At 71.5% G+C, this 19,668-nt stretch carries 14 protein-coding genes and 1 pseudogene; 8 read left to right on the forward strand and 7 right to left on the reverse strand.

What is annotated here, in order from left to right:
- Nucleotides 1-156 precede the first annotated feature (156 nt).
- The 6 genes and pseudogenes from tkt to gnd form a co-directional block, all read left to right on the forward strand.
- Nucleotides 157-2,253 carry a transketolase gene (tkt, locus tag ACWDZ7_RS29340; protein ID WP_451801084.1) on the forward strand — a complete coding sequence of 699 codons (2,097 nt, stop codon included), beginning with the start codon at nucleotides 157-159 and terminating at the stop codon, nucleotides 2,251-2,253.
- 79 nt (nucleotides 2,254-2,332) lie between these two features.
- Nucleotides 2,333-3,517, forward strand: a complete 1,185-nt coding sequence (tal, locus tag ACWDZ7_RS29345) for a transaldolase (RefSeq protein ID WP_451801086.1) — start codon at nucleotides 2,333-2,335, stop codon at nucleotides 3,515-3,517.
- On the forward strand, nucleotides 3,514-5,046 hold the full coding sequence (gene zwf, locus ACWDZ7_RS29350; RefSeq protein ID WP_451801087.1) for a glucose-6-phosphate dehydrogenase: 1,533 nt from the start codon (nucleotides 3,514-3,516) through the stop codon (nucleotides 5,044-5,046). The genes tal and zwf overlap by 4 nt, the downstream gene beginning before the upstream one ends.
- Nucleotides 5,043-5,984, forward strand: a complete 942-nt coding sequence (opcA, locus tag ACWDZ7_RS29355; protein ID WP_451801088.1) for a glucose-6-phosphate dehydrogenase assembly protein OpcA — start codon at nucleotides 5,043-5,045, stop codon at nucleotides 5,982-5,984. The genes zwf and opcA overlap by 4 nt, the downstream gene beginning before the upstream one ends.
- Nucleotides 5,977-7,638 carry a glucose-6-phosphate isomerase gene (pgi, locus tag ACWDZ7_RS29360; protein ID WP_451801090.1) on the forward strand — a complete coding sequence of 554 codons (1,662 nt, stop codon included), beginning with the start codon at nucleotides 5,977-5,979 and terminating at the stop codon, nucleotides 7,636-7,638. The genes opcA and pgi overlap by 8 nt, the downstream gene beginning before the upstream one ends.
- A 40-nt stretch (nucleotides 7,639-7,678) precedes the next feature.
- Nucleotides 7,679-8,572: pseudogene (gene gnd / locus ACWDZ7_RS29365) on the forward strand (phosphogluconate dehydrogenase (NAD(+)-dependent, decarboxylating)); the annotation flags it as partial.
- A gap of 175 nt (nucleotides 8,573-8,747) precedes the next feature.
- On the opposite strand, the gene ACWDZ7_RS29370 reads toward gnd, so the two are convergent.
- The 7 genes from ACWDZ7_RS29370 to ACWDZ7_RS29400 all read right to left on the reverse strand — a co-directional run bounded on the left by ACWDZ7_RS29370 (nucleotide 8,748) and on the right by ACWDZ7_RS29400 (nucleotide 17,291).
- Nucleotides 8,748-9,209, reverse strand: coding sequence for a hypothetical protein (locus tag ACWDZ7_RS29370; RefSeq protein WP_451801091.1), 462 nt, complete (start codon nucleotides 9,207-9,209; stop codon nucleotides 8,748-8,750).
- Nucleotides 9,210-9,351: 142 nt separating this feature from the next.
- Nucleotides 9,352-10,515, reverse strand: coding sequence for a serine hydrolase domain-containing protein (locus tag ACWDZ7_RS29375; RefSeq protein ID WP_451801092.1), 1,164 nt, complete (start codon nucleotides 10,513-10,515; stop codon nucleotides 9,352-9,354).
- 179 nt (nucleotides 10,516-10,694) lie between these two features.
- Nucleotides 10,695-11,570, reverse strand: a complete 876-nt coding sequence (locus ACWDZ7_RS29380) for a DUF72 domain-containing protein (RefSeq protein WP_451801126.1) — start codon at nucleotides 11,568-11,570, stop codon at nucleotides 10,695-10,697.
- Between the two features lie 31 nt (nucleotides 11,571-11,601).
- Entirely contained in the window at nucleotides 11,602-12,291 is a 690-nt protein-coding gene (locus ACWDZ7_RS29385; RefSeq protein ID WP_451801093.1) for a glycerophosphodiester phosphodiesterase, read from the reverse strand.
- Between the two features lie 25 nt (nucleotides 12,292-12,316).
- Complete coding sequence (locus tag ACWDZ7_RS29390) at nucleotides 12,317-13,378, reverse strand: adenosine deaminase (RefSeq protein ID WP_451801095.1); 1,062 nt, start codon at nucleotides 13,376-13,378, stop codon at nucleotides 12,317-12,319.
- Between the two features lie 803 nt (nucleotides 13,379-14,181).
- Nucleotides 14,182-16,581 carry an ABC transporter permease gene (locus ACWDZ7_RS29395; RefSeq protein ID WP_451801096.1) on the reverse strand — a complete coding sequence of 800 codons (2,400 nt, stop codon included), beginning with the start codon at nucleotides 16,579-16,581 and terminating at the stop codon, nucleotides 14,182-14,184.
- On the reverse strand, nucleotides 16,578-17,291 hold the full coding sequence (locus ACWDZ7_RS29400; RefSeq protein ID WP_451801097.1) for an ABC transporter ATP-binding protein: 714 nt from the start codon (nucleotides 17,289-17,291) through the stop codon (nucleotides 16,578-16,580). Before ACWDZ7_RS29400 ends, ACWDZ7_RS29395 begins: the two co-directional genes overlap by 4 nt.
- Nucleotides 17,292-17,460: 169 nt before the next feature.
- Between ACWDZ7_RS29400 and ACWDZ7_RS29405 the strand changes: the two genes are divergently transcribed.
- Both ACWDZ7_RS29405 and ACWDZ7_RS29410 read left to right on the forward strand, forming a co-directional pair.
- Nucleotides 17,461-18,822 (forward strand): sensor histidine kinase, encoded by a 1,362-nt coding sequence (locus ACWDZ7_RS29405; protein ID WP_451801099.1) that lies wholly within the window; start codon nucleotides 17,461-17,463, stop codon nucleotides 18,820-18,822.
- Nucleotides 18,819-19,520, forward strand: coding sequence for a response regulator (locus tag ACWDZ7_RS29410; protein WP_451801100.1), 702 nt, complete (start codon nucleotides 18,819-18,821; stop codon nucleotides 19,518-19,520). Before ACWDZ7_RS29405 ends, ACWDZ7_RS29410 begins: the two co-directional genes overlap by 4 nt.
- Nucleotides 19,521-19,668: the final 148 nt, after the last annotated feature.

Below are 19,668 nucleotides of genomic sequence, written 5' to 3' on the forward strand. Positions count from 1 at the left end.
GTGTCCCATTTTCACCGAACGCTGACACGGGGGCACCTTCCTCCATAAAAGTATGACCTTTAAGTTCGTAGGTGGCTGGACCAGGGCCTTTGGGCCCGGACCACCGGTGCCTCGCGGCACCGTCGATGCACCACGGATGCGAAGGAAGTCATACAGATGAGCACGCAGACACCGGACGGCCTCGACCCCTTCGAGCGCCCTTTCGAGTGGACCGGAACCGACCGGCGTGCCGTCGACACCGCCCGCCTCCTGGCGGCCGATGCCGTGCAGAAGGTCGGCAACGGACACCCCGGCACGGCCATGAGCCTGGCGCCCGCCGCGTACACCCTCTTCCAGAAGGCCATGCGGCACGACCCGGCCGACCCCGAGTGGACCGGCCGCGACCGCTTCGTCCTCTCTCCCGGCCACACCAGCCTCACCCTCTACACCCAGCTCTTCCTCTCCGGCTACGAGCTGGAGCTCGACGATCTGAAGGCGTTCCGCACGCAGGGCTCGAAGACCCCGGGCCACCCCGAGTACGGCCACACCGCCGGTGTCGAGACGACGACGGGACCGCTCGGCCAGGGCCTTGCCAACGCCGTCGGCATGGCCATGGCCGCCCGCTACGAGCGCGGCCTGTTCGACCCCGACGCCCCCCAGGGCACGAGCCCCTTCGACCACACCATCTGGGCGATCGTCTCCGACGGCGACCTGGAGGAGGGCGTCTCCGCCGAGGCCTCCTCGCTCGCCGGACACCAGAAGCTCGGCAACCTCGTCTTCCTCTACGACGACAACCACATCTCCATCGAGGGCGACACCGACACCGCGTTCTCCGAGGACGTCGCCAAGCGCTACGAGGCGTACGGCTGGCATGTGCGGCGCGTCGCACCGCAGGCCGACGGCGACATCGACGTCAAGGCCCTGTACGAGGCGCTCGCCGCCGCCAAGGCCGAGACGGAGCGCCCGTCCCTCGTCGTGATGCGCACGATCATCGCCTGGCCCGCCCCCAACGCCCAGAACACGGCGGGCTCGCACGGCTCCGCGCTCGGCGCCGACGAGATCGCCGCCACCAAGCGCGTCCTCGGCTTCGACCCCGAGCGGTCGTTCGTCGTGGAGGACGACGTCATCGCCCACACCCGCAAGGCCCTCGACCGCGGCGCCGAGGCGCACGCCGCCTGGGACAAGCGGCTCGCCGAGTGGCGCACCGCCGACCCCGAGCGCGCGAAGCTGTTCGACCGTGTCCTCGCAGGCCGCCTCCCCGAGGGCTGGGAGCAGGCGCTGCCCGCCTTCGAGGCCGGTACGAAGCTCGCCACGCGCGCCGCGTCCGGCAAGGTCCTCCAGGCGCTCGGCCCGGTCGTCCCCGAGCTGTGGGGCGGCTCCGCCGACCTCGCGGGCTCGAACAACACCACCATCGACAAGACGTCGTCTTTCCTGCCGAAGGGCAACCCGCTCCCGGAGGCCGACCCCTACGGCCGCACCGTCCACTTCGGCATCCGCGAGTTCTCGATGGCCGCCGAGATGAACGGCATCGCGCTGCACGGCAACACCCGTATCTACGGTGGCACCTTCCTGGTCTTCTCCGACTACATGCGCAACGCCGTGCGGATGTCGGCCCTCATGCAGCTGCCCGTCACGTACGTGTGGACGCACGACTCCATCGGTCTCGGCGAGGACGGCCCGACCCACCAGCCCGTCGAACACCTGGCCTCGCTGCGCGCCATCCCGGGCCTGAACGTCGTACGCCCGGCCGACGCCAACGAGACCGCCATCGCCTGGCGCGAGATCCTGCGCCGCGGCTCGGACAAGCCGGCTCCGCACGGCCTGGCGCTGACCCGGCAGGGCGTGCCGACGTACGAGGCCAACGAGGAAGCGGCGAAGGGCGGTTACGTCCTGGCCGAGGCGTCCGGGGCCACCCCGGACGTGATCCTGATCGCCACCGGCTCCGAGGTGCACCTCGCCGTCGGGGCGCGCGAGCGTCTGGAGGCGGAGGGGATCGCCACGCGCGTCGTGTCGATGCCGTCCGTCGAGTGGTTCGAGGAGCAGCCGCGGGAGTACCGCGACAGCGTCCTGCCGCCCGCCGTGAGGGCCCGCGTCGCCGTCGAGGCCGGCATCGGTCTGACCTGGTACCGCTATGTCGGGGACGCCGGACGCATCGTCTCCCTGGAGCACTTCGGCGCGTCCGCGGACGCCGACGTCCTCTTCGCCGAGTTCGGCTTCACCGCCGAGAACGTCGCCGCCGAGGCGCGTGAATCCCTCGCCGCCGCCCGCGCCTGACCCGTCCGTACGCCATGCGCGCCTGAACCGTACGCCCCGCGCGCCCGACTCCCGTAACACCTGAAAGAAGTTGAAGAACATGACCAGCGCCGCACCCGCTGCCCCCGCCACCCCCTCATCGCCGCGCCTCAAGGCCCTCTCCGACGAAGGCGTCTCCATCTGGCTGGACGACCTGTCCCGCACCCGCATCGAGTCCGGCAACCTCGCCGAGCTGATCGAGAAGAGCCATGTCGTGGGCGTCACCACGAACCCCTCGATCTTCCAGGCCGCCATCGGCTCCGGCGAGGGCTACGAGGAGCAGCTCGCCGACCTGGCCGCCCGCGAGGTCACCGTCGACGAGGCCGTCCGCATGATGACCACCGCCGACGTGCGTGCCGCCGCCGACGTGCTGCGTCCCGTGTACGACACGACCGGCGGCCGTGACGGCCGTGTGTCGATCGAGGTCGACCCGCGTCTGGCGCACGAGACCGGGGCCACCATCGCCGAGGCCAAGCAGCTCGCCTGGCTCGTCGACCGCCCGAACGTCATGATCAAGATCCCGGCGACCGAGGCGGGCCTGCCGGCCATCACCGAGGTCATCGGCCTCGGTATCAGCGTCAATGTCACGCTGATCTTCTCCCTGGACCGCTACAAGGCCGTCATGGACGCCTACCTCGCGGGCCTGGAGAAGGCGCACGAGCGCGGCATCGACCTCGCCACCATCCACTCCGTCGCCTCCTTCTTCGTCTCGCGCGTCGACGCCGAGATCGACAAGCGCCTCGCCGCGGTCGGCACGGACGGTGCCAAGGCGCTCAAGGGCAAGGCCGCCCTCGCCAACGCCCGGCTCGCCTACGAGGCGTACGAGCAGGTCTTCGCCACCGACCGCGCCGCCAGGCTGGAGGCCGCGGGCGCCCACAAGCAGCGTCCGCTGTGGGCCTCGACGGGCGTCAAGGACCCGGCGTACAAGGACACCCTGTACGTCGACGAGCTGGCCGCGCCCGGCACCGTCAACACCATGCCGGAGGCCACCCTCAAGGCCACCGCCGACCACGGCGACATCCACGGCGACGCCGTCACCGGCACCTACGACGCCTCCCGCGCGGAGCTGGCCGCCGTCGAGAAGCTCGGCATCTCCTACGACGAGGTCGTCCAGCAGCTGGAGGACGAGGCCGTCGCCAAGTTCGAGGCCGCGTGGAACGACCTGCTCGGCACGGTGGCGAACCGCCTCGCGGACAAGGGAACTGACGCAGAGGGAACTGCCGCAAAGGGAGCTGACGCCAAGTGAGCACCACCGCTTGGCAGAACCCGCTGAGGGACCCCCGCGACCGGCGTCTGCCGCGCATCGCGGGCCCCTCCGGGCTCGTCATCTTCGGCGTCACGGGCGACCTGTCCCGCAAGAAGCTGATGCCGGCCGTCTACGACCTCGCCAACCGCGGTCTGCTCCCGCCGGGCTTCTCGCTCCTCGGGTTCGCCCGCCGCGAGTGGGAGGACCAGGACTTCGCGCAGGTCGTCCACGACTCGGTGCGCGAGCACGCCCGTACCCCCTTCCGCGAGGAGGTCTGGCAGCAGCTCGCCGACGGCATGCGCTTCATCCCGGGCGACTTCGACGACGACACCGCGTTCAAGCAGCTGCGCGACGCCGTCGACGAGCTGGACGAGAAGCGCGGTACGAGCGGCAACTACGCCTTCTACCTCTCCGTACCGCCGAAGTTCTTCCCGAAGGTCGTCAAGCAGCTGAAGAAGCACGGCCTCGCGGACGCCCCCGAGGGCTCCTGGCGCCGCGCCGTCATCGAGAAGCCGTTCGGCCACGACACCCGGTCGGCCCAGGACCTGAACGCGATCGTGCACGAGGTGTTCGCCCCCGACCAGGTCTTCCGCATCGACCACTACCTCGGCAAGGAGACCGTCCAGAACATCCTGGCGCTCCGCTTCGCCAACCAGATGTACGAACCCGTCTGGAACCGCAGCTACGTCGACCACGTGCAGATCACCATGGCCGAGGACATCGGCATCGGCGGCCGCGCCGGCTACTACGACGGCATCGGCGCCGCCCGCGACGTCATCCAGAACCACCTGCTCCAGCTGATGGCCCTCACGGCCATGGAGGAGCCGGCCGCGTTCGACGCCGAGTCGCTGGTCATGGAGAAGCTCAAGGTCCTCAAGGCAGTGCGTCTCCCCGACGACCTGGCCGCGTCCACGGTCCGCGCCCAGTACGCCGAGGGCTGGCAGGGCGGCGAGAAGGTCAGCGGCTACCTCCAGGAAGACGGCATCGACCCCCGGTCGACGACCGACACCTACGCCGCGGTCAAGCTGGAGGTCGACAACCGCCGCTGGGCGGGCGTCCCCTTCTACCTGCGCACCGGCAAGCGCCTGGGCCGCCGCGTCACCGAGATCGCGGTCGTCTTCCAGCGCGCCCCGCACTCCCCGTTCGACTCCACCGCCACCGAGGAACTCGGGCAGAACGCCATCGTCATCCGCGTCCAGCCCGACGAAGGCATGACCGTGCGCTTCGGCTCCAAGGTCCCGGGTACGTCGATGGAGATCCGCGACGTGTCCATGGACTTCGCGTACGGCGAGTCGTTCACGGAGTCCAGCCCGGAAGCGTACGAGCGGCTGATCCTGGACGTACTGCTGGGCGACGCCAACCTCTTCCCGCGCACGGAAGAGGTCGAGGAGTCCTGGCGCGTCCTCGACCCCATCGAGGAGCACTGGGACACCCACGGCGAACCGGCCCAGTACGCCTCGGGCAGCTGGGGCCCGAAGGAAGCGGACGAGATGCTCGCACGAGACGGACGGAGCTGGCGCAGGCCATGAAGATCGATCTGACCGACACCACGGCAAGCAAGATCAATAAGGCCATCGTGAAAGGACGCCGGGCCATCGGGACACCCGCCGTGGGCGTGGTCCTTACGATGGTCATCGTCACCGACGAGGAGAACGCCTACGACTCGGTCAAGGCCGCCGAGGAGGCGTCCCGCGAGCACCCCTCGCGCACCCTCGTCGTCATCCGGCGCACCGCCCGCTCCCCGCGCGACCGGCAGGGCAACCGCCTCGACGCCGAGGTCCGCGTCGGCTCCGAGGCCGGCACCGGCGAGACCGTGATCCTTCGCCTGTACGGCGAGGTGGGCCTGCACGCCGACTCCGTCGTGCTGCCGCTGCTCCTGCCCGACGCCCCGGTCGTCGTGTGGTGGCCGGTCGACGCGCCGGAGAACGCCGCCAAGGACCCGCTGGGCGCGCTCGCCGCCCGCCGCATCACCGACGCGTACGCCGTCGAGGACCCGCCGGCCGCCCTCGCCGCCCGCGCCCAGTCCTACGCCCCCGGCGACACCGACCTCGCCTGGACCCGCCTCACCCCCTGGCGCTCCATGCTGGCCGCCGCCCTCGACCAGGCCCGCGCCGACGTCACGTCGGCCGCAGTCGAGTCCGAGGCCGACAATCCAAGCGCCGAGCTGCTCGCCCGGTGGCTGGGCGCCCGGCTCGGCGTCGCCGTAGAGCGCGTCACGACCGCCGGGCCCGTCGTCACCGCGGTCCGCCTCGGCACGGCCGACGGAGAGATCCGCATCGACCGCCCCGAGGGCCCCCTCGCCACCCTGTCCCTGCCCGGCCAGCCCGCGCGCACCCTCGCCCTGAAGGTCCGCTCGACCGCCGAGCTGATCGCCGAAGAGCTCCGCCGTCTCGACGCCGACGAGATGTACGCCGTCGCGCTGCACGGGGACGCCTCCGGCGCCAAGGAGTCCGTTCAACATGCCTGACACCAAGGACACCAAGCCCTTTTTGAAGCGCCGCCCGCAGTGGACCGCCCTGGAGGACCACCGCGCCAAGTCCGACGGCACGCACCTGCGCGACCTCTTCGCCGCCGACCCGGGCCGCGCCGAGCGCTACACCGTCCGCGTGGGCGACCTGCACATCGACTATTCCAAGCACCTGATCACGGACGAGACGCTCGCCCTCCTCCAGGAGCTGGCCGCCGCCACCGACGTGTTCGGGCAGCGCGACGCCATGTTCCGCGGCGACAAGATCAACACCACCGAGGACCGCGCCGTGCTGCACACCGCGCTGCGCGCCCCGCGTGACGCCGTGATCGAGGTCGACGGCGAGAACGTCGTGCCGAAGGTCCACGCCGTCCTCGACAAGATGGCGCTCTTCGCACAGAAGGTCCGTACGGGCGAGTGGACCGGCCACAGCGGCAAGCGCATCCGCAATGTCGTCAACGTCGGCATCGGCGGCTCCGACCTCGGCCCCGCGATGGCCTACGAGGCGCTGCGCCCGTACACCGCCCGGGAGCTGACGTTCCGCTTCGTCTCGAACGTCGACGGCGCCGACCTCCACGAGGCTGTCCGCGACCTCGACCCGGCCGAGACGCTGTTCATCGTCGCCTCGAAGACGTTCACGACCATCGAGACGATCACGAACGCCGAGGCCGCGCGGTCCTGGCTGCTGGCTTCCCTCGGTGACGAGGCGGCCGTGGCCAAGCACTTCGTGGCCCTGTCGACCAACGCCGAGAAGGTGTCGGACTTCGGCATCGACACGGCGAACATGTTCGAGTTCTGGGACTGGGTCGGCGGCCGCTACTCCTTCGACTCCGCCATCGGCCTCTCCCTGATGATCGCCGTCGGGCCCGACCGCTTCCGCGAGATGCTCGACGGCTTCCACCTCGTCGACGAGCACTTCCGCACGGCACCGGCCGAGGCCAACGCGCCCCTGCTGCTCGGCCTCCTCGGCATCTGGTACGGCGACTTCCACGACGCCCAGTCGCACGCGGTCCTGCCGTACTCGCACTACCTGTCCAAGTTCACCGCGTACCTCCAGCAGCTCGACATGGAGTCCAACGGCAAGTCCGTGGACCGCGAGGGACGCCCGGTCGACTGGCAGACCGGCCCGGTCGTCTGGGGCACGCCCGGAACCAACGGCCAGCACGCCTACTACCAGCTCATCCACCAGGGCACGAAGTTGATCCCGGCGGACCTCATCGGCTTCGCGCAGCCGGTCGCCGAGCTGGGCACCGAACTCGCCGCGCAGCACGACCTGCTGATGGCCAACCTGTTCGCGCAGGGCCAGGCGCTCGCCTTCGGCAAGACCGCCGACGAGGTGCGGGCCGAGGGCGTCGCCGAGGAACAGGTCGCCCACCGCACGTTCAAGGGCAACCACCCGACGACCACGATCCTCGCCCGCGAGCTGACCCCGTCGGTCCTCGGCCAGCTCATCGCCCTCTACGAGCAGAAGGTGTTCGTCCAGGGCGCCGTCTGGAACATCGACTCCTTCGACCAGTGGGGCGTCGAGCTGGGCAAGGTTCTCGCCAAGCGCGTCGAGCCGGCCCTCACCGAAGGCGCCGAAGTCCCCGGCCTCGACGCCTCCACGCAGTCCCTGGTCGCGACGTACCGCGCCCTGCGCGGCCGTACGTCCTGAACCCGACCCCGCGAACGACCCCCGCGAACGACCTCCGCGAAAGAGAGCAACTGACATGCAGCTCGGACTGATCGGCCTCGGCAAGATGGGCGGCAACATGCGCGAGCGCATCCGCCGCGCGGGCCACACCGTCGTCGGCTACGACCGCAACCCGGACGTCTCCGACGTCGCCTCGCTCGCCGAACTCGTCGACAAGCTCGAAGGCCCGCGCGTGGTCTGGGTGATGGTCCCGGCGGGCGCCCCCACCCAGTCGACCGTCGACGAACTGAAGGACCTCCTCGCCGAGGGCGACATCGTCGTCGACGGCGGCAACTCCCGCTGGACGGACGACGAGAAGCACGCGGAGGAGCTGAAGGCCAAGGGCATCGGTTTCGTCGACTGCGGCGTCTCCGGCGGCGTGTGGGGCCTGGAGAACGGCTACGCCCTCATGGTCGGCGGCGACGACGAGAACGTCGCCCGCGTCAAGCCGGTCTTCGACGCCCTCAAGCCGGAGGGCGACTTCGGCTACGTCCACGCGGGCAAGGTCGGCGCCGGCCACTTCTCCAAGATGGTCCACAACGGCATCGAGTACGCCATGATGCAGGCCTACGCCGAGGGCTGGGAGCTCCTTGAGGCCGCCGACTCGGTCACGGACGTCCGTGAGGTCTTCCGCTCCTGGCAGGAGGGCACGGTCATCCGTTCCTGGCTGCTCGACCTGGCGGTCAACGCCCTGGACGACGACGAGCACCTGGAGAAGCTGCGCGGTTTCGCCGCGGACTCCGGAGAGGGCCGCTGGACCGTCGAGGCGGCCATCGACAACGCGGTGCCGCTCCCGGCGATCACCGCGTCGCTCTTCGCGCGCTTCGCGTCCCGCCAGGACGACTCGCCGCAGATGAAGATGATCGCCGCGCTGCGCAACCAGTTCGGCGGCCACGCGGTGGAGTCCGCGAAGTAATCCTGCCTACGAAGACCGTACGGCGCCGCCTCAGGAAGGGCGGCGCCGTACGGTCTTCCAGGCGTCCAGGACCGCCTCCACGGACCGCAGCCACCAGCCCTTCGGCCTGTCGCGCACATACGTCAGCGGAACGCGAGGCCGATGGCTCCGGACGCCACACCCGGCCCCCGCTCCGTCATCGCCGCCGCACAGCCTTCCAGGCTTCCTCGGCCGCGTCGGCGATGGTCAGCCGCCATGCGTCCAGCCTGCCCCGCACCGAGGTGTAGAGCCAGCGCCACTTGAACCACAGCGGCAGCTTGCGGAACGGCACGAACGTCAGCGTGTCGTCGACGGCGTTCTCGGCGACGCCACGATGGCCCACCGCGCGCAGCGCCGTGTACAGCTCCGGGGTCAGCTCACCGTTGAGCCGGGCCGCGGTGCCCGCCGCCGTGAAGGCGAACCCCCGCTGGCCGGCGTCGGGCAGCCGCATCGCCTTGAGGATGCGGGGGGATGCCTCCTCCAGCGGACAGTGGAACGCGAGGCCGATGGCTGCCGTGCCGAGATGGTTCTCGCCGCGTTCGCAGGCGGCGTCCCAGTCGGCGGGGTCGTCGATACGGATCAGACCCTCGCCGCTCTGCCAGTCCCACTCGGACGCCATACCGGACCTTCGGCTTTCCTTCGTCACGTCCTGCCGCCACCCGTCAGCTGTCGCGGGGAGGCGGCGGGAGCACCCGCTGCTTCTTGAGGTTGGCGATCATGCCCGCCCATGTGAGGATCGCGTCCTCGGTCCTTGTCCTGCCTCACCCCAACGCGGCCCCCACGATGCGCTCGGCCACCGGATTCATGCCCTGACCCTTCGCGTCGGTCGCGTTGACCGAGTAGACGAGCGTACGGGAGCCGTTCTCGGTGGTGGCGATGATGTTCGTGTAGCCGTAGCGGGAACCGGTCTTGCCCCAGAACCCCTTGCCGCCGATCTTTATGTACTGCGGCCCACCACCGAAGGTGGCCTCAGGGACGCCCGGCGCGAGGCGGGGCAGCGTGAACATCTCACTCAACTGCGAGCGCGGCACGGTCTCTCCGCCGGACAGTGACCGCGTGAAGGTCTCCAGGTCGGCCGTGGAGGAGATCATGTCGCCCGCCGCGAAGCGGTCGAACTGGTTCCACTCGGTGACGTCGACCAGCCGGGTCGTCCCGTCCGGCCGCTCCCTCTTCTGGTAGCCGCGGTTGTGCGGTCCGTGGATGCGGGGGTCGGCGCCGGGGAAGTACGTGTCGCGCATGTGCAGCGGCTTGAAGATCCGCTGACGGGCCTGATGGGCGTACGAGTCTCCGGTGACCCGCTCGATCAGCAGGCCGAGCACGGTGTAGCCGATGTTGCGGTAGTGCTGCTCGTCGCCCGGGGCGTGCTCGGGTCCCTTGGCGATGGCGGAGCCGACGACGGTCCGTGGGTCCAACGTGTCGTAGCGGTGGGCGTATTCGTCGTCGAAGCCGTCGCCGTGCTGGAGGCCGCTGGTGTAGTCGAGGAGGCTGCGCACGGGGATGGGGGCGAATTCTTTCGCCTTCGTCGTTTCGAACAGGTCCGGCATGTAGTGCTGGACCGGCTTGTCGAGGTCGAGCTCGCCCTCGTCGGCCAGCTGCAGCGCCACGGCCGCCGTCACGATCTTCGTCACGGATCCGGCGCGGAACCGGCCGTGCGGGTCGGCCTTGCGGTGCGTGACCAGGTCGTGGACGCCGGAACTGCCGCGCCAGGTGCCGTGCGTGCCGCCGACGCGGACGAGGGCGGCGGTCGCGTCGGCGTTCGGCAGTCCGCTGATCGCCTCGCGCAGGGCTCTGCTGTCGGGTCCGGTCGGGGCGGCTTCGGCGGCTGCTCCGGGCGTCGGTGCGTGCGCGAGGGCGGGGGCGGCCGCGGCGCCGGTCAAGCCGAGGACGAGGGCCGCGGCGAGCGCGGCGCGGGCGGGGACCTTCACGGTGGCTCCTGGGACGGTTTCGGTGGGGGCGACGGGGCGCGGTGGGGTGCCGCCGCTGTGTGGTGCTCTCAGTCTGGTGATCACGGAGACGGGGCGGATCATCCGTGGGGAGGGCGGTGCCCCGGGTTGCCCTCGGGGCCAACGGGTCTGAAACTGCGGGAGAGTTGGCAGGGTTCCCCCTAGGGGCTCCCGTCTGCCGTCAATAGTCCCTCCCGCTCCAGGAGGCTCCTCATCGACTCCGCGGCGCGGACGGCCGCGTCGCCGCAGCAGTTGTTGAACAGGACGTGCACCTCGGCGGCCCGCTCGGCCATGGCGCGGATGCGGGGGAGCCACTCGGAGAGTTCCGCCGCCGTGTACGTGTGGCGGAAGCGGTCCTCCTTGGAACCGGTGCCCCAGGCGGGGCTCCTGCCGTGGAAGCGGACCACCGCGTGCCGCCGCGCGGTGACGGGGGCGTCCGGGGGCAGCGAGCCCGGCAGGCCCTGGGCCACGTCCACCGCGACGGCGGCGGCGTCCAGCCGCGTCAGGAGCCCCGCCGTGTTTGCCCGATGGTCCGCGCGCCACCAGTCGGGGTGCCGGAACTCCACGGCCACCGGCCGGCCCGAGGTGCGTTCCGCGCACTCGGCGAGGAAGCGCTCCGCCCGCGCGCCCGGGGCGAACCACGGCGGGAACTGGAACAGCAGGGTCCCTAACCGGTCGGCCGTACGCAATGGCTCGACCGCTTCGGCGAAGCGGTTCCACACCTCGTCGAGCAGGGCGGGCCCCGACGGCCGGTCGCGCAGGTCGGGCGGCAGCGCGGCCTGCCGGGTCGGGTGGCCGGTGAGCAGGGAGAACGCCTTCACGTCGAAGCGGAAGCCGTCCGGTGTGCGGTCAGCCCACAGTCGGCAGGTGCGGCTGCTGGGCAGCGCGTAATAGCTCGCGTCGACTTCCACGATCGGGAAACGGCCCGCGTAGTGCCGCAGCCGCCCCTCGGCGTCCTTGTACCCCCGCGGATACCAGCCACTGGCCAGCAGCGTGCGGTCCGTCCACGAACAGGTCCCCACCAGAATCTCGCCGATCTCTCCCATCCGGCACGGGTACCCCGATGGTTCAGGACGTGCAGGACGTGCGCAGCGCATCCAGGACGTCGATGCGGTTGGTGGTGATCGCGTCGACGCCCGCGTCGATCAGACGGCGCATCGAGCGGCGGGTGTCGGGCGTCCACACCGAGACGAGGAAGCCCTCGCGGTGCGCGTGGAAAGCGAGTTCGCGGTCGACCAGCGGAAAGCGGTAGTTGAGCCAGCGCGGCTTCACCGCGTCGAGGAGCACACGGCGGGGCGGGGCCAGGGTCGTCCAGGTCAGTGCGATCTCCGCGGCCGGATCGGCGTCGCGTACGGCGAGCATCGTCTGCCCGCCCGCGCAGTAGTACACGCGCTCGGCGGCCCCGCACTCCGCGACGACCCCGACGACCGTACGTACGGCGTCGTGTGTCGCACCCGGCAGGTCGATCATGACCCGGTGCCCCTCCGTGGCCGCGAGGGCCGCTTCGAGCGTCGGCACTCCGCCTTCGGTGAGGCCGTCCAGCTCGGCGCGGGACAGGACGCCGAGCGGACGTTCGTACCCCCACAGGCGCTTGAGCGTCGAGTCGTGGAGCAGTACGGGTACGCCGTCGCCGCTCAGCCGGACGTCGACCTCCACCACGTCCGCGCCCCGTTCGAACGCGGAGCGCAGGGACGGGACGGTGTTCTCGCGGACGCGGTAGGGATCGCCTCGGTGGGCCACAGCTGTCACGGTGCGCATGGCCCCATTGTGGTGCCGTGCCGGGTTACGGGGCGAGCCACGTCTCCGTGTACGTGTCGATCTCGTCGGCGACGCGCGCCTTGCCGGCCGGGTCGAGGAAGGAGGCCTCCACGGCGTTCTTCGCGAGGGCCGCGATGCCGCGCTCGTCGAGGCCGAGGAGGCATGCCGCCACCGCGTACTCGGCGTTGAGGTCGGTGCCGAACATCGGCGGGTCGTCGGAGTTGATCGTCACGATCACCCCGGCCTCGACGAACTGCTTGACCGGGTGCTCGTCGAGGGTGCGCACCGCGCGCGTCGCGATGTTCGAGGTCGGGCAGACCTCCAGCGGGATCCGGTGCTCGGCGAGGTGGGCGAGCAGCTTCGGGTCCTGGGCGGAGGTCGTGCCGTGGCCGATGCGCTCGGCGCCCAGGTGGAGCAGGGCGTCCCAGACGGTCTCGGGCCCGGTCGTCTCGCCCGCGTGCGGCACCGAGTGCAGTCCGGCCGCGATGGCCTGGTCGAAGTAGGGCTTGAACTGCGGGCGCGGCACGCCGATCTCGGGGCCGCCGAGCCCGAAGGAGACCAGGCCCTCGGGGCGCAGCTTGTCGGTGGTGGCGAGCCGGAGCGTCTCCTCGGCCGACACGAGCCCGGCCTCGCCGGGGATGTCGAAGCACCAGCGCAGTACGGTGCCGAACTCCTCCTCGGCGGCCTTGCGGGCGTCCTCGATGGCGTCCATGAAGGCGCGGTCGTCGATGCCGCGGCGGACGGAGGAGTACGGGGTGATGGTCAGCTCGGCGTAGCGCACGTTCTGCCGGGCCATGTCGCGGGCCACCTCATAGGTGAGCAGGCGTACGTCGTCCGGGGTGCGGATCAGGTCCACGACGGACAGATAGACCTTGATGAAGTGCGCGAAGTCCGTGAACGTGAAGTAGTCGGCGAGCGCCTCGGGGTCGGTCGGCACCGCGGAGTCGGGGTGCCGCGCGGCCAGTTCGGAGACGATGCGGGGGGAGGCCGAACCGACGTGGTGCACGTGCAGTTCCGCCTTGGGCAGTCCGGCGATGAAGGCGTGCGGGTCTCTGGCTGTCGCGGCTGCGGGCTGCTGCTCGGTCACGGTTTCCTCCCCAGGAACGGACTTGATCGGCTGATCGACGGGTCGGGGATCATCGTAGGCCGCGGTCGGCGCGGGCAAAGCGGGGGCCGTAGCATGACGGAACGTATGGAAGAGGAGACCGTCATGCCCGCCGGATCAGACGACGACACGGCGCCGGCCGGCGGGGGCGCGCCGCGGGAGCCGCGAGAGCCGCTGGAGCGGGACCCGTGGGCTCCGCCGCCGGAGGACGCGGTGCCGCCGGTGCGGCCGGGCCCTTGGGCCTCGCCGCCTGGGACCGGGCCCTCGGGGGTCGTCCATCCCCTCGCGGCGCCGGGGGAGCCGGTGCCGCCGCCTCCGCTTTCACCGGACGGGCCGGGGCGGATGCCTTATGGGTACGAGGGATACGCGGGGCAGCTGGGGCACCCGGGATACGTGAACTATCAGGGACATCCGGGCTACCCGGGCCATCCCGGTCACCCGGCGCAGGGGATGCCTGGTTACGGCTGGCCCGCCATGCCGATGGCGCCCGCGAACGGCATGGGGGTCGCCGGGCTGATCCTGGGGGTCATCGCGACGGTCGGCTTCTGCCTGTGGCCGCTGGCCATCGTGCTCGGCATCCTCGCGGTGATCTTCGGCGCGGTGGGGCGTGCGAAGGCGCGGCGCGGCGAGGCGACGAACGGGGGCCAGGCCCTGGCGGGGATCATCTGCGGGGCGGCCGGCATCGTGCTGGGCGTGGCCCTGCTGGTGGTCCTGATCGCGATGCCGGACGACGAGACCGACGCGGGGGCTGCGCTCCCGGAGTGTGCGACAACGCAGCCCGACTGCTATTCGGTGCGCAATGCCGTGGCGGTTCGGGCCCTGGCGGCCCAGCCGGCGGGCAGGAGCGCACCCGCGGTGGCGATGAGCAGGCCACCGAGCGCGAGCGCGAGCAGCTCGACCCCGTCGTAGACGGCGATGACGGCATCGGGCAGGCGGAGCCCCACGCTGTCGCCCATCGCGGGGAGGACCCGGCCGTGCAGGGCCACGCCGAGCGGCACGCCCAGAGCGCCCGCGGCGAGGCCGGTCACGACGACCGAGGTGAGCACCATCGCGACGGTCTGCCGGGGGGTCATGCCGACAGCCTTGTGGACACCGATCTCCCGGACGCGCTCGCGCGTGTCGAGCAGTACGCCGTTCAGCACGCCGAGCGCGGCGACGGCGACGAGCATCAGCGTGAGGGTCAGGGACAGGGCGTTGAGCGTGACGACCATGTCGCTGCCGGCGTCGGGCCCGCCGACCTGGGCGGCGGCCCCCAGTGATGCCAGGTCCCTGTTCAGCGCGTCGACGTAGCCGGTGACGTCGGTGTCCGGCGTGACCGCGATGTGATGGCTCGTCTCCGTCAGATCGGGCTGTGCGGCCGTGAGGGCCGAGGTGTCGGTGAAGACCTGCATGCCGTCGTTGCGGGGGTCGAGGACCTCACCGACGATCCGGACCGTGACGGGCTCGGCCAGGCCGTTCAGGGTGACGGTGTCGCCGACGCGGGTGCCGGTGGCGGCCAGGAAGGGGGTCGGGACCACGGCCTCGCCGGGCCTGTCGATCCAGCGGCCCGACACCATGGTGTAGCCGCCCCAGGAGGCGTCACCGGTGAAGGCGATCACGTCGACGGTGCCGGTCAGGCCGGACACGGTCGCCCGTACCGTCGCGGCGCTGTAGTACTTGCCGGTTCCGTCGGCGGCCTCGATGGCCGCGGCGACCGCGGCGGGATCGACCTCGGTCGGCTTCTCGGAGCCGGTGCCGGTGCCGGTGCCGGTGCCGGTGCCGGGGCCGGGGTCTGGGCCCGCGCCGGGTCCTCGGGGGCCGAAGTCCGGCAGCGGCGCGGGCACGACGACATCGGCGGCGTCATGGGCCTTGGCCTTCATCACCTGGCCGAGCGAGGCGCCCATCCCCACGGTGAACGTGACGGCGATGGCACCGAACAGGATCGCCGTGCCCATGGCCAGCGCGCGGGCGGGCCGCGCGAACGGCCGCGCCAGGCCCAGGGCGACCGGCTGCGGCAACGGCAGCCGTCCGGCCAGGCGGGCCGCCCACCGGCCGTGCCCCGCCGAAGCGGTACGCCCGACGGCGAGCGCGTCGACCGTACGCAGCCGGCCGGCCCGCCAGGCACTGGCCCACGCCGTCGCCGCCACCAGGCCGAGCACCCCGGCGATCACCGCCAGGTCGACCCAGGGGGCGATGGCCAGGGACGAGGAACCGTAGATCTCCTCGGTCTCGGCCAGTACGGGGACGGCGAACAGATGGCCGGCGAGGACACCGAGGGCCGTGCCGGCGGCGGCCGGGATCAGCGCCTGGCCCACGTAGGCCCGCACGACCTGGGCCGGGGTGAAGCCGACGGCCTTGAGGACGCCGATGCGGCGCGTCCCCGTGCCGACGGCCGACGCGACGACGTTGCCGACGATGAGCACCGACATGACCAGGCCCAGGGCGCCGAACGCGATGAGGAACGGGACGTAGAGGGCGGTGTCGCGCTCGGCGGACTTCTTGACGGTGAGCCATGACTGATCGCCGATGGCCGCTCCCGGCGGCAGGGACTCCGTCACGGCCGCGCGGCCCGCGGTGATCCGCGCGGCGGTGCCCGCGTCGGTGAAGCGGTAGAGCATCTGGTGGCCGCCGCCGCCGGGCGCGGTGAGCGCCGCCATCTGGGACGGAACCACCCAGGCGTCAGCGGTCCGCGTGACCGAGCGGGCCACACCGACCACCGTCAGCGTCGGACCGCCGGACAGCTCGGGGAAGGCGATCTTCATGCCCATGGTCGGGAAGAGCGAGGAGTCGGCGGACAGCACGGTCTCGCCGGAGCGCGTGGGCCACCGCCCGTCGAGCAGTGTCACCTCGTCCACGCCCCGGCCGGGATCGCCCCGGCCGACCACGGTCATCGGCCACCCGGGTCTGCCGTCCGCCCGCGGGGTGACCGTCGCCGTACGGAACGGCCCGGCCGCACCGCTCACCCCCTCGGCGTCCTTGGACTTCGACAGCTGCCCGGCAGTCACCTTGCCCGCGTCGAACTGCACGGACAGATGCGCGCCGTGCTGCTCGGCGAAGGCGTCGGCGAAGGGCGCGCCGGAGACCACGAGCAGCGATCCGCAGAGGACGGAGGCGGCCACCGCCATCATCGTGGCGAGCCCGATCACCAGCGTCTGCACCCGGCGCCGCCCCACTCCCGATCGCACCACGTTGCCCAGCGCGCTCATCGGACGGCCTCCGACGTGACGGTCTCCGCCTGCGACCGGACGTCCTCGGTGATCCGGCCGTCGGCGATCCGGACCGTACGGTTCGTGCAGGACCGTGCCAGAGCGAGGTCGTGGGTGACCACGACGATGGTCTGGCCCTCGGCGTTGAGGTCGGTGAGCAGCCTGCTGACGTCCCGTCCGGCGGCCGTGTCCAGGGCGCCGGTCGGCTCGTCGGCCAGGAGCAGCGCGGGCCGGTTCATCAACGCCCGGGCCACCGCGACGCGCTGCCGCTCGCCGCCGGACAGCCGCCCCGGGTAGGCGCGGGCGTGCCGGTCGATGGCGAGGAGCTCCAGGAGTTCCGCCGTCCGGCGGTGCGCCGCGCCACGTGCCATACCCGCCAGGCGCGCGGGCAGGGCGACATTGTCGGCGACGGTCAGATCGTCGAGCAGGTTGAAGAACTGGAAGACCATGCCGACCTTGGACCGCCGGTAGAGCGCGGACCCGGCCTCGCCCAGCCGGTCCACCCGTACCCCGTCCACGGTGACGGTCCCCGTATCGGGCCGGTCCAGGCCCGCGATCAGATGGAGCAGCGTGGACTTGCCGCTGCCGGAAGGGCCGAGGACCGCGACGGCCTCGCCGGGCCGCACGGTCAGCGACACCTCGTGCAGGGCGGGCGGGCCGTCGTCGTATCGACGGCTCACCTCGCGCAGTTCGATCACCGGCACGGTCATGAAGGCTCCTCGGGTACAGGCAGCACGGGCAGTCGGGCTGCGTGAACGCTAGGAGCGGGCCCGGCCCGCACGCATCGCCCGCCCGGACCCATCGCGGTACCGCGCCGGGATGAGACCCGGAAACGTCATCCCTGCGATGTAGGCGGGTGATGTATGCGGTGCGGTCGAAATGACCACCGGGACGGACTCCGCGGGTCCGTGCGGCGGTGACAATGAACCGGTGACGGACGTACGTACGACGCTGGAGCGGCTACGGGAAGCCGCCCGCCGGGCGGTCCGCGACGCCGGGCTTCCGAGCGGTCCACCGCTGCGGCCCACCCGGCGCGCCTGGCACTTCGACGCGCTGGTGGCACTGGCACTCGGGATCGCCACCGTCTACTACGGCATCGACAACGCCGACAACGTCGTGGTGCGTGAGATCGCGCCCGGCGTGGAGCGCGCCGTGCCGCGCCCGGCAGGGCCCGGCGGCCTTGCCCTCATGGTGACCCTCGCGGCCATCGCCTCGGGGGCCCTGGCGCTGCGCCGCCGCTACCCGCTCGCCGTGCTGTGCGTCGTGACGGCCGCGACACTGGCGACACCGCCGAGCGTCATGCGGCTGACCTTCTACGCGTTCGTCATCGCCGTCTACGGCGCCGCCGTGTACAGCCCGTACCGGGTGGCGACCCTGGCGGCGCTGCCGGTGTCGGTCGTCCTGGTCGGCACGTCGGGGAACTCGGTGACACCGATCGTCCCCAACCAGTACATCGCCCTGCTGATCCTGGTTCCGATGGCCGTGGCCGCCGTCGGCCTGCGTACCTGGAAACTCCGTACCGACCAGGGCCGCACCCGGCTCTCCGCCCTGGAACGCGAGCAGGCCGACGCGCTGCGCCGGGCCGTCGAGCAGGAGCGGGCCAGGATCGCCCGCGAACTGCACGACGTCGTCACGCACAACGTCAGCGTGATGATCATTCAGGCGGGCGCCGCCCGCAAGATCATGAAGACGTCCCCCGAGCAGGCCGGTGAGGCGCTGCTCGCCGTCGAGGCGGGCGGGCGTGCGGCCATGACCGAGCTGCGCCACGTCATGGGACTGCTGACCATGGCCGACGAAGGCGAGGGGACGGACGAAGGCGCGGATCCGGCCGGTGCGGCGGAGCTGGCCCCGCAACCCGGCCTGGACCAGCTGGAAACGCTGGTCGGACGGGTCCGGGACGCCGGACTGCCCGTCGGCCTGACCGTGACGGGCCCGCCCCGTCCCCTCCCGCCCGGCCTCGAACTCGCCGCCTACCGCGTGGTCCAGGAAGCCCTCACCAACACCGTGAAGCACGCGTCGGGCGCCACCGCCGCCGTGAGCGTCGAGTACGGCGCGGAACGGCTCCGGGTGGAGGTCACCGACACCGGTGGACACCCGGGCGCGGGCACGCCGACCGGAGACGGCCGGGGCCTGATCGGGCTGCGTGAGCGCCTCGCCGTCCACGACGGAACCCTGAGCACCGGCCGGCGCCTGACCGGTGGCTACCGTGTGGAGGCCCTGATCCCCTTGGAGACACCGTGACCGAGCCGCCGCCGCGTGTGCTCCTCGCCGACGACCAGACGCTGGTGCGCACCGGATTCCGGCTGATCCTCGGCGCGGACGGCATCGATGTCGTCGCCGAGGCGACCAACGGGACCGAAGCGGTCGAAGCGGCCCGCCGCACACGGCCCGACGTGGTCCTGATGGACGTCCGGATGCCCGAGATGGACGGCCTGGAGGCCACCCGTCGCATCCTCACCGGCGCCCGCGAGACACCCCGCGTCATCATCCTGACCACCTTCGACCTCGACCGGTACGTCTACGCGGCCCTGTCCGCCGGGGCCAGCGGCTTCCTCCTCAAGGACGTCACCCCCGAGCACCTGACGGCGGCCGTCCGCACGGTCCGTACCGGCGACGCTCTCCTCGCGCCCGCCATCACGCGCCGCCTCGTGCAGCGGTTCACGCAGCGCGGCGGCGACACCGCTGCCCTCCACCGTGACCTCGCCTCGCTCACCCCGCGCGAACTGGAGGTCCTCGGCCTGCTGGCCCGCGGACTGAGCAACGCCGAACTGGCCACCCGCCTCCACCTGGCCGAGGCGACCGTCAAGACACATGTCGCCCGCATCCTCGCCAAACTCGGACTCCGTGACCGCGTCCAGGCGGTCATCGTCGCCTACGAGACGGGTCTGGTCAGCGCCGGCGAGGCCACCTACGCACGCGAGTCCGGCACGCACCACTGACACTCCGTCCTGGCTTTTCGCGGACGACTCGACACCTGGTCGACAGATTCCGTCGCGTAACCAAAAGGCAACAACGGAATCACTTGTTGGACTATCACTGCTCTGTCAGGATCGGCACTCAAATCGATCTGGAGCTACGCCGACCCCT

Source organism: Streptomyces sp. NPDC003032 (genome assembly GCF_053591415.1).